General features: G+C 49.8%; 5 protein-coding genes. 2 read left to right on the top strand and 3 right to left on the bottom strand.

What is annotated here, in order from left to right; genetic code table 11:
* Positions 1 to 613: hypothetical protein (locus AC1DSG_RS24550; RefSeq protein WP_477793215.1), on the top strand; the 613-nt coding region annotated here is incomplete at its 5' end.
* Between the two features lie 555 nt (positions 614 to 1168).
* A complete protein-coding gene (locus AC1DSG_RS24545) occupies positions 1169 to 1615 on the top strand; it encodes a hypothetical protein (protein WP_477793214.1) in 447 nt (148 codons plus the stop codon).
* Between the two features lie 79 nt (positions 1616 to 1694).
* On the opposite strand, the gene AC1DSG_RS24540 is transcribed toward AC1DSG_RS24545, so the two are convergent.
* The 3 genes from AC1DSG_RS24540 to AC1DSG_RS24530 form a co-directional block, all read right to left on the bottom strand.
* Complete coding sequence (locus tag AC1DSG_RS24540; RefSeq protein WP_477793213.1) at positions 1695 to 4028, bottom strand: autotransporter outer membrane beta-barrel domain-containing protein; 2334 nt, start codon at positions 4026 to 4028, stop codon at positions 1695 to 1697.
* 201 nt (positions 4029 to 4229) lie between these two features.
* Positions 4230 to 6242 (bottom strand): hypothetical protein, encoded by a 2013-nt coding sequence (locus AC1DSG_RS24535; RefSeq protein ID WP_477793212.1) that lies wholly within the window; start codon positions 6240 to 6242, stop codon positions 4230 to 4232.
* A gap of 196 nt (positions 6243 to 6438) precedes the next feature.
* Positions 6439 to 7254, bottom strand: a complete 816-nt coding sequence (locus AC1DSG_RS24530) for a hypothetical protein (protein ID WP_477793211.1) — start codon at positions 7252 to 7254, stop codon at positions 6439 to 6441.
* Positions 7255 to 7337 lie beyond the last annotated feature (83 nt).

The following is a 7337-nucleotide window of genomic DNA, read 5'->3' as shown; positions in this document are numbered from 1 at the left end:
CTCTACAACCGGCACGTTTACAGCCAAAAGTGACGTCGATGGTGATTTCGCGGGTGACCCACTAGAAATGCAGTTGTACAAAGACAAAGGCCTTTGGTACTTGGGTGCCACTCAGCGGCTTTGTTCCCAGCCGACCGAGTTCAAGGGTATTGATCTGTATTTGCCAGGCGACATTCCCGAGGACGGCCAAACCCGCACCTATGAAATGAAACCGTCAGATCCTGCGACTGCAAGGTATTGGCGTTATGTAGATGCTGGCAGCAGGCCGTACACCTCAGTTGAAGGAACGCTCACGGTGGCTTATTTCGCTGTCGAGCAAAGAATGAAAGGCTCTTTCCGTTGCTCTGCGAGTTTCGGAAGTGAAATCATCACTATCACCGATGCGAACTTTGACTTGGCTGGCATCACCTCTTCCGACAGTCTCCGCGCCCGGAAGACGCAAGGCGCATTCAGTGCAACCTTGATAGGCGGCATCAGTTCGGAGTTCATGTCTGACTTCATGAGTGTCAAGCACGACAAGCAGGAGTTGGTACTCACTGCGGACCAAATTGTTTGGGATCTACTCCCACCCAAGCAGCACCGTATTACGCTGTTTATCAAGGACGGCGTGTAAGCAGGGCTGCATATCTTCAGCAAAGATGATGCAAACATCCGCGCTGCTTACGTCACACCCAATCAGCCTCCCGAGGTTTTTAGCGCAATAAGTGGCAAACTTGACCTGGCATTCGACCCGACCGACAAGCATCTTGAAGGTCGTCTGTCGTTCGAAGCCGAAGGCATAGGCGATCCCGATAAAAAGGTTTCCGTGAAAGAAGGCACGTTCCGTTGGCTTGTATAACCCTCCGTTGGTGCCATCCCTTGGTAAACCCTCATGATTTGTTGGGTTTACCGGGGAGCGCTTGGCTAGCTTGCGCATCACTTGCGGCGCACAAACCGTCTAAACACTTTCGTCCAGTTAGTTTCGACAGGTCAGGCTGTTAAGTTATAACCCCCTCATCACGCGATTTAAAATAGAAACCCGACACCCAGCACAAAATAAACGTTCTGCCTACTGTTATATCTAACAGTGTACAACCGGCAAGTATTAGTTTTATATAAAACATCCATGATAGCGGCATCTAACAATGCTGCTCTGGACCCCCTGTTAAATACTAAGGAGATTTTAATCATGAGCAGCGCCGCCATGAAATCAGAGTGTCACTTTTCCGATCCTGACGACACTTTCAGTGCCAACCTAGAAGACGGTTCGGAATTTTCCGCCACGCTCACCGAGCTCAAAAGTGCTACGACGCCTGGGCGAGGAGATGTATGGGAAGTGATCGCAACCGATCGAAATAACAACTCAACCAAAACATTCACCATTAATTTCGCCAAAGGCACTGAAGATGCTATCGGAAAAATCACAGACGACGACGATCAGGTTTCGTTGTTTTTTAATAATTACGAAGACTTGGACAACCCTACCCTACAGAAGGCAAGAACAGGCACCATCCAGTATACGCTGGACACGAACGACATGACTTTCGTCGGGTCATTCAATGCACAGGTAGACAAAGCTGATGGCAGTGACTCCTATATGTGCAGTGGTCATTTCCATACGACACTCAGTCGGTAAGCCGGACAATAAAAAGCCTTGGTCATTTGACCAAGGCTTTTTACTCACTACCGCCAAATTAGTGTTTCACGTCAAAACATTACCATTTGAACTGTACGCCAACAGTGCCGCCCATTGGCATTTCGATGTGTTTCCCGTTCATGTATTCAATCTCTGCATGTGCTTGCCAACGTTCTGACAGGTTGATGGCAATGCCAGCACCCAACTCAGCCCGAGACCCCGAAATATCATTATTGAATACATTATTGTTGACCTTGACTTTGTTGTTTTTGGAAAACTCGTGGGCCAATGCACCTCGAACATACGGTTGTAGTTTTGTACCGTCACTAAATTGTACATCACGGCCGGCTGTCATCCCGACCTTGCCGAGCAAAGAACGGGTACGATCACCTTCGGCCTGCAAGCCATTGTCCAGGGTGTAATCCTTGCCTTGAATGGTTGCAGCAGACCACTGAGTAAAGGGTTCGAAAAAATAGCCATCGTCCAGTTTGATGTGGCGACCGATTTCTACCGAGCCACCAACGCCGCTGTTGTCATAGTCACCCTTTGATCGAGTGCCATCACTCATTCCGACCTTCGCGTCATTCTGAAACCGATTGAGCTTGATCACGCTATCGACATAGTAACCACTGACATCATCCATCCAGGTCAAGTAAGAACCGATGTAATAGCTCTTGATGGTACCGGAAGTTCCACGATGTAAATCCAGGTCCGAGGTACTGTGACCGGCCATCACCCCAAGCAACCACTGCCCACTGCCCAACTGCAAAGGTGCATCAGCACCCAGCGTGAAACCTTGTTGAGTCTGCCGGTACCCATCGCCAAAAGCGTCGTTGACGTTGTACTTATTGCCATAAGCCCTGATCCAGGCCCCGGACTTTTCCTTATTGAAGCGCAACTCTCCAGTACGACTCCGAAACGACATCAGCTCACCGTACCATGACGTCAGCGCTGTATTGAATAGCGCTTTAACGGCGCGAGTGGAGGGGCTGACTGTCCGGGCGACTGGATCCAGGAACCAGTCGTTGCCGGTTTGGTCTTGTTTCAATCCGTAGGAAAATGCACCCAGATCTACTTCGCCATTGGCATTGGCCAGTGCGAAAGTGGCATCCCCACCTGCGGTGTGAACGACCTGGACTGGTTGACCGTTTGCGGGTTCGTTGCCACTACTGGCAATCAACAACTGATGCGTGCCCGATGCGGTGCCGGTAACGTTGAGCACATCGCTCTGGCCTGTCGCGAAATCGGTACCTATTTCAAACAGGCCATTACCGGACAAGTTGTGAACATTCAATTGGTAGAAGGCGTTATCAGCGCCAAATTTCACCGTGCCACCGTTGAGAACCATGTCACCGACCTGACTGTTGCCCGTCAAGTTCCAACCCGAATTTTCACCGATGTTGACGGTGGCGACGTTATTCATCAGGCCGGTCAATTGCGAACCTTGCTGTAGCGACACCGTAGCAGTGCTGTTCGCATCGGCCGTTACATTTCCGACCAGCGAGGCTTGAGTGAAATGCAGGGCGGCCACGCTGTTATCAGAAATATCTACATTACCTGTCAGGTCACTGCGCCCCACATTCATGGCGGCATTCCCCGAGCCCTTGACCTCAAAAATCTTACCTGAGCTTCCCGTCAAGGTTGAGCCATTGAGTACATCGACTGTGGAAACGGCCGCGGATGTGCCGGCGTAATCCACAACGATGGCAGCCCCGTTTTTACCCTCGACGCTGGATCGATCCAATTGCAGTTGACTGGCGGGAAGCCCGGCGCCCTYCAGGCCCAAGGTCGCGCCATTCTGCCCGCCAATAATGCGCGTCCCGTTGCTGGCGGACGCTGAACCACTCAGTAACGCAATCCCAAAACTGTTGGTGCCGGTGCCTTCGACCATAGAGTTGGACAATACAAGCGTACTGAAAGCCGTTGCGCGTGCCCCGCCTGTCACCCCCGTAATGCTACTGCCGGTTACCGTAACATTGGAACCGGTGCTGGAACTGACTTCGTGGGCCACTTGCAGGCCCAGTCGGTTGTTGCTGATCGTGCTGCCGCTGATCGTCGCGGTACTGTTGACCACCTCTACGCCGGCACGCGCGTTACCACCGTTGACCGTCGTATTGACAAGGCTCATCGTCGACCCTTGGGAAACGGAAATTTGCTGCGTAGTGGCACCGCTGGTGTTCAATGTGGATTGGGTCGCAGTGATATCCCGCGTCTGTGCACCATCAACATTCAGCGTGGCATTTTGCGAAAGAACCCATCGTTCTACGTTGGAACCGTTGCCTATGGTCTGACTCCCGCCAACCAGCGTTCCGGCATAAGCAGACTGAGCCATCATCAACGAAAACCAAAGTGATGAATTTCCCACCCATATTTTGATGTTCGGTTTTAATTCATCGCACGACGTTAATCGCATAGTAGAAGTACCCCACATATGCCCCAGAAAAAAGGGCGAAACTATTTGACAGGCAAAACCTGGTTAAAGACGGCCGGCAAAGTACAGCTCTTTATGGAAAAGGTATGTAGGATCATTCTGAAGTTTCATGGGGATTTTTTCCTTGGTATGCCAATAACTACCGGAAGGGGCGAAGCCCCTCCCGATATCAAAGCCATGAATCTATTGAGTTGGCGACCCCTCGCAATAGTTGCCACTATCATTAAGCAGAGATACTTCGTTCAAAAATTCCGCAGATTTGGTTGGCACACCACCAATGGTAACTTCGTACCAGATCTTGATATAACCATTGGGCAAACCTGAACTACGTGGCGGCTGAATTGGTTTTATCTTGGACACGTACGGCTGAATGTTTTTGATAAAAACCCCACCCACCTCTGAACCATTAATCGTGTAAGTAACACTAAATTCTGTTCCCGAGATTTCTTTCAGCCCCGAAGCATCTTCGGTCCCGACCGACTTCACCGTAACCACCGTATTGGTTGGCATGTGTTCAGAAACAATCGTAACAGTCACTGGTAATTCGAAGTTCGGAACCGTCAGATACCGGCACGATACAAATCCATTAAAAAGGCGCACTGAAGGGGGATCTAGCACTACGCGCACCGGATCGACGGTGACGAGGGTATCAAAGGACTTCATTACATTACGGCCACCTGTCTCTTCAATGGTCCAGTAAGCAATTTTTTTGCCTGATCCGGCGGCGTCGATGTCATCCTTATCGATGTCAAAGGTCAATGGCGTTACGGTGCCAGCCGTTAGCAATTCACTGTGTACTTCCTTGCCGTCATACCATAATTTTGCCGTCTCATCGCCAATGGGCACCCATGTATTGGCTGCTGTAATCATTGGTGTGCTAATCGTCACGTCTTTGCCACGGTCGTCAGCGGTAATGTGGTTCGACGTACCGGAATCACCCACAACAGTGACCTTGACCATGTCCGGATTTTCCAGATCAGGAAACACTGGATTCACCGGGCCGCGATACGTGAAGTCAAGTGCTGACGTGGTGTTGGCGGAAGGAATCAGCGTTTCTACGCCCCGGGAAAAATCATATCTGGCAACGATGGGCACTGACACCGTGGCGTTATTCCAGAGTGCCAGCAACCGGCTAGTACTTACTTGAAACTGTAGTGTTCTGGGGGCGGTACCGAGTTGTTGATTTCCTAAACCAATGGGCGTATTCCCAGGGACACTGATAGTCTGGATGATCCGGTCAGTTTCCTGCCCGTTAGTGGTATAGGGTACCTCGACATAAACAGGTGTTTTCAGGTCCTCCAGATCAATAACGTCCGGGGTGATACCTTTGGGAATTACACAATCTATCAACCTGGGTGGAGGACGCCGAGTAACATTAAATGAACTGGCGAGCGCCGGGTCACTTTCATTCCCGACCACGTCGCGCAATAAGTACCAAAGATAGTAAATCGAGTCGAGCTTGGGAAGATTGACCTGTGGAATAGACACCGTGCCCGACGCTAACGCTTGAGAGTAAACAGGCGTACCAGCGCCATAGTTGGTATCGATATACACATCAATCGTGTCATCCGTACGATAGTTTTCATAACCGGTATTAACGGTCAGAATAAGCGAAGGGTTGTCTTCGAGCCATTTATCGTCGATGGTTCCCTTGGCTGGCAGGTTGGTAAAGACAGCAGCTTCCGGCTTGAATTTGCCACCCGTCGACTTATCCTGCTCAGGCGCGTTACGGTCAATCTCCGCATCGACCCAAGGCAATGTATCCGGATTGCCATCGCTCCCTTTATAAAAAATGAATTGGTATTGATAAGTCGTTGAGGCCTTGGTCAAGTCATCATCAAGAAGTGGCGTAGTGGCCACCGGGATATCAAGAAACTGGGGACGGGTTGACACTGGCCCGAAGACATCCTCCTTGATCAACTCTGGAGATCCCGTAAGGCCTTTTCGTTGATAGAGCGCATACTCATCCGCATCGTGTGGCGCGGTAACGGTACTCGTATCAAACCGTACAATCATCGGGCCCGGATCCAGAACCGCTTTGGGAATCAAATTATCAACAATTTTACCGATTATTACGGGTGGTGCCGCGGTAATGCCGATATTCACATTGGAAGTGCGCAAAGCCAAACGAGCGTTCTTGCCAATTTCTTGCGGTGTCAGTTTTGTGCCATTACCCACTTTTTCTTGAACAGTCATTTTCTCTCTCCGACAAATCAACCAAGCGATTGGACTCAGGCAAAATTCCAGATTGATTAGCACACCAATTTTTGCGCTAAATTAACCTGGAAGATTGACGACGATATTTCAAATGCCGAACCACGAACTGCAAATATCTACAACAAATTAACGCAATTTTATTCATTCAAACTAAAGCCTGCTTCTCTGTACTTTTTTATGTCTTAAGAGGAGCGCCTCCACAGGGATCGTCGCCCGGACGTGTGCGATCAATCCTGACAAGACCTGTGTGGGATCTCGCCAGCGGGATGTCCTTTCGAAAAACTGTATATCGAGCAACCCCGGAATCATCGTTCACCATTGGCCTTACATAAGGCTCGAAGGGGATTTCCATTACAAACCCGCCCACCGCCTCACCCGCACTTAACGTTTTTTCAAATTTATATAACGGCGTCAATTCCGGAGGATTGCCATTTAATGTTTCAAAACCCTGCCACTCCAATACACATTTATCTAACGCTTGAAAAATAGCTTCAGGTAATATCATGACTCTTACCTTTTCCCAAATCGGCGTCTCAGAACTACAGTTTAAATAACCATTAGTATTGGCATCTGGAAATTCAGGCTCCCGCAGGGTTGGCAAAACGGTGTGATCAATCGTCAGCTTTCTCTGCGGCGAAGGATCGAGGTTCCCATCAAACCCTTCCAACTGGTAATAGATATACGCGATGCCATCTACGCTCATTTGCTGTGGCAATAACGGAACTGGAAATTCCGGCTGGTCATCTACATAGGTATAGGTTTTTTCGAATATTTTCGTTTCATTGCTGTTTTGTATCCAGAACACCCGAAGAATTGAAAAAGGCGTAGGTTCTCCGGGCTTTGGAGGTTCAGGGAAGCGCAGCCAACGTGGAATTCTTATCGTCGTACCGTTAGTCAACTGCTCCAACGGAATCCGTCCATCCGGGTCCAGATCGCTAACCCCATCGATTTTTAAAGGCGCTGCGATGAACTGTTGGTTTGGCGGTGGCATTGTGGCTTTCTCTCTGAGCGCCGTGCTTTCGACGCACTAGCTGATAGACAACTGTTGGAATTAATTAAGCGCCAGGTTCCTCC

This window comes from Pseudomonas sp. P5_A12, assembly GCF_056400685.1.
The sequence above is the reverse complement of the archived record's forward strand: the minus strand, read 5'-3'. Positions and strand labels throughout refer to the sequence as shown.